Source organism: Streptomyces sp. NPDC007856, from assembly GCF_042868225.1.
Taxonomy (GTDB): Bacteria; Actinomycetota; Actinomycetes; order Streptomycetales; family Streptomycetaceae; genus Streptomyces.
Genome location: NZ_JBIAEC010000081.1, coordinates 1 through 4,018, shown reverse-complemented (window position 1 = coordinate 4,018; position 4,018 = coordinate 1). Strand labels below are relative to the sequence as shown.

1 protein-coding gene is annotated in these 4,018 nt (G+C 72.7%); it reads right to left on the bottom strand.

The window, feature by feature from the left end:
* Positions 1 to 4,018 (bottom strand): beta-ketoacyl synthase N-terminal-like domain-containing protein (locus ACFYOH_RS44465; protein ID WP_388637987.1); only part of this gene is annotated, 4,018 nt, incomplete at both ends.

Below are 4,018 nucleotides of genomic sequence, written 5' to 3'. Positions count from 1 at the left end.
CTGACCAACAGCACATGATCAGCACCCCGACGCGCAAGCCACCGCGCCACCTCGGCACCCAACGCACCCGTACCACCCGTCACCAGCACCGTGCCGCGCGGGGTCCAGGCGTCCTCGTGCTCGGGGCCCTGCGGTGCCCGCAGCAGCCGGCGTCCGAAGAGGGCCGAGGAGCGTACCGCGACCTGGTCCTCGTGGCCGCTGCCGGCCAGCACGCCGGCCAGCCGGGACAGTGCCCGCTCGTCCGGCGTCCGCGGCAGGTCGACCAGTCCGCCCCAGCGTCCCGGGTGCTCCAGGGCGGCCACCCGTCCCAGACCCCAGATCTGTGCCTGCACGGCATCGTGCACCGGCTCGGAGGCTGCCGTGGCGACCGCGCCACGGGTGACACACCACAGGGGTGCCGTGACACCGGCGTCGCCCAGTGCCTGGACCAACAAGGCGGACGCAGCGGCGCCCGTGCCGGCGTTCGGCAGCCACAGCACGCCCTCGAGCTCCGGCGCGTCGCCGACGGCGTCCTGGATCAGCGCGGCCAGCGAGTGCCGGTCGGCGCGTTCGACAGGGAAGGTCAGTTGCCGAAGGCTGGCCCCGTGCCGGGCCAGTCCCTCGATGACGTCTGCCGCGGCTCCGGCGCGTGGCACCACCGTCAGCCACTCCCCGGGCAGCCGGGTCGCACCGCTCTCACGCAGCGGCTGCCAGACCACCCGGTAGCGCCACCCCGCGTCCGCCGACGGCAGGGAAGTCCGCGGCCAGTAGCGCCGGTGCTGGAACGCATAGGTGGGCAGGTCGACGCGGCGGGCTCCCCCATCGCCGAAGAACGCCCGCCAGTCCACCGCGACACCGCGCACATGGGCCTGTCCGAGCCCCGTCACCAGCGCCTCCGGCTCGGCGCGTCCCCTGCGCAGCACGGGCACGAACATCCGGTCCTCGCCGGTCACGCACTCCTGGCCCATCGCCGACAACACACCGTCGGGTCCGAGTTCGACGAAAGTCGTCACGTTGTGCGCTTCGAGGGCGCGGATGCCGTCGTGGAAGCGCACAGCCTCGCGGACGTGGCGCACCCAGAAGTCGGGGCTGGTGATCTCCTCGGCGGTCGCCACGGCGCCGGTGAGGTTGGAGACGACCGGGATGCGCGGGGCCTCGTACGACAGCCCCTCCGCGACCTTGCGGAAGGCGTCCAGCATGCCGTCCATGTGCGGCGAGTGGAAGGCGTGGCTGACCGTCAGGCGACGGGTCTTTCGGCCCAGCTCCTCGAAGTGGGCGGCGATCTCCAGTACGACGCCCTCGTCACCGGCCACGACCACGGAGGTGGGGCCATTGACGGCCGCGATGCTCACGGCGTCGGTCAGGTACGGGGTGACCTCGTCCTCGGCGGCCTGGACGGCCACCATCGCACCACCGGCGGGCAGCTCCTGCATCAGCCGGCCGCGCGCAGCGACCAGCGTGCACGCGTCGGCCAGCGACAGCACACCCGCACAATGCGCCGCCGCGATCTCGCCGATCGAGTGACCGGAGAGGAAGTCCGGCCTGATGCCCCACGATTCGAGGAGCCGGAACAGCGCCACCTCCACCGCGAACAACGCGGGCTGGGTATACGCCGTCCGGTCGATCAGCCCGGCATCGTCCCCGAACATCACCTCGCGCAGCGGGATTTCGAAGTGGGCGAAAATCTCGTCCAGTGCCCGGGTGAAGGCGGGGTGGGCGTCGTACAGCTCCCGGCCCGTCCCCAGCCGCTGGCTGCCCTGACCGGCGAACAGGAACGCCGACTTGCCCCGGCTGGCTGTGCTGCCGCGGATGACTCGGGGCGACGGGCGGCCCAGGGCCAGGGCCTGAAGGCCGGCCACCGCAGAGTCGTGCTCCGATGCCACGACCACCGCGCGCTCTTCGAAGGACGAGCGGCCCACGGCCAGTGAGTACCCGATGTCCGCCAGGTCCAGTTCGGGGCGCGCCGTCAGATGCGACCACAACCTGTCGGCCTGCGCCGGCAGAGCGTCGGCGTCCATCGCCGACACGAGCAGCGGCACGACCGTGGCGGCGGGGTACGACCGCGTCCGGGGAGCGTCGGTCACGTCGCCTTCGGGTGCCTCCTCGATGATGGTGTGGGCGTTGGTGCCGCTGAAACCGAAGGACGACACGCCCGCCCGGCGAGGGCGGCCGGTCTCCGGCCACTCCCGGGCCTCGGTCAGCAACTCCACCGCGCCCGCCGCCCAGTCCACGTGCGGCGTCGGCTCGTCGACGTGCAGGGTCCGCGGCAGCACGCCGTGCCGCATCGCCAGCACCATCTTGATCACACCGGCCACACCGGCCGCGGCCTGTGTGTGACCGATGTTCGACTTGATCGAGCCCAGCCACAGCGGTCGGTCCTCGGCACGCTCCTTGCCGTAGGTGGCCAGCAGCGCCTGCGCCTCGATCGGGTCACCCAGCGTCGTACCCGTACCGTGCGCCTCCACCGCGTCCACCTCCGACGCCGACAACTGGGCGTGGGCGAGCGCCTGCCGGATCACCCGCTGCTGCGACGGACCGTTCGGCGCCGTCAGACCATTGCTCGCACCATCCTGGTTCACCGCCGAGCCACGGACCACCGCCAGCACCGGGTGACCGTTACGGCGGGCATCCGACAGCCGCTCCACCAGCAGCATCCCCACGCCCTCACCCCAGCCGGTGCCGTCCGCACCCGCCGCGAACGCCTTCACCCGGCCGTCGGCAGCAAGACCACGCTGCCGGCTGAACTCGATGAAGGTGCCCGGTGTCGACATCACGGTCACACCGCCGGCCAGCGCCAGATCGCACTCACCGCTGCGCAGCGCCTGGATCGCCCAGTGCAGGGCGACCAGGGAGGACGAGCAGGCCGTGTCCACCGTCACGGCGGGGCCTTCGAGGCCGAAGACGTAGGCGAGCCGTCCGGAGACCACGCTCGCCGCGTTGCCCGTGCCCAGGTGTCCCTCGAGCCCCTCGGGGTCCTCCAGGAGGAGCGAGAGGTAGTCCTGGCCGTTGGTGCCCACGAACACGCCGGCCTGGCTTCCGCGCACGGTCACCGGGTCGATCCCGGCCCGTTCGAACGCCTCCCAGGTGGTCTCCAGCAGCAGCCGCTGCTGCGGGTCCATGGCGAGCGCCTCGCGCGGGCTGATCCCGAAGAACCCCGGGTCGAAGTCGCCCGCGTCGTAGAGGAAGCCGCCCTCACGTGCGTACGAGGTGCCGGGTGCATCGGGGTCCGGGTTGTAGAGGCGTTCGATGTTCCAGCCGCGGTCGAGGGGCAGACCGGAGACGGCGTCCGCGCCTGAGACGAGGAGCTGCCACAAGTCCTCCGGCGACCGTACGCCGCCCGGGAAGCGACAGCTCATCGCCACGATCGCGATGGGGTCGTCCGCCGTCTGCCCCGCTCGCGGCACCGGGCCGTGGGCCACGGCCCGGGTGCCGACCAGTTCGGTCCACAGGTGATCGGCCAGCGCGGACGGAGTCGGATGGTCGAACACCAGCGTCGTCGGGAGCCGCAGGTCGCTCGCGGCGCCCAGTCGGTTGCGCAGCTCGACCGCCGTCAGCGAGTCGAAGCCGAGCTCCTTGAACGCCCGCCCCGCGTCGACGTCGGCGGCGTCCGCGTGGCCGAGTACCTGGGCGACATGCGTGAGGACCAGGTCGAGGAGGAGCTGTTTCTGTTCCGCCTCGGCGAGTCCGGCGAGCCGCTGGGCCGCCGAGGACCGGGGGGCCGCGCCGGGTGCGTGGGCCGCGGCCTGTTCGGTCCGCGCCTCGGGCAGGTCGGCCAGCAGTGGGCTGGGCCGCACGGCGGTGAACCCGGTGGCGTAGCGCTGCCAGTCGACGTCCGCGACGGTCATCACGGTCTCGTCCTGGTCCAGCATCCGCTGCAGCGCGGAGATCGCCGCGTCGCCGGCCATGGGCGGGACTCCGCCGAGCGCCATGCGCTTCGCCAGCGCCTCGTCGGCGGCCATGCCGCCTTCGGCCCAGGGGCCCCAGGCGATCGAGGTGGCGGGCAGTCCGTCGGCGCGCCGCTGCTCGGCGAGCGCGTCGA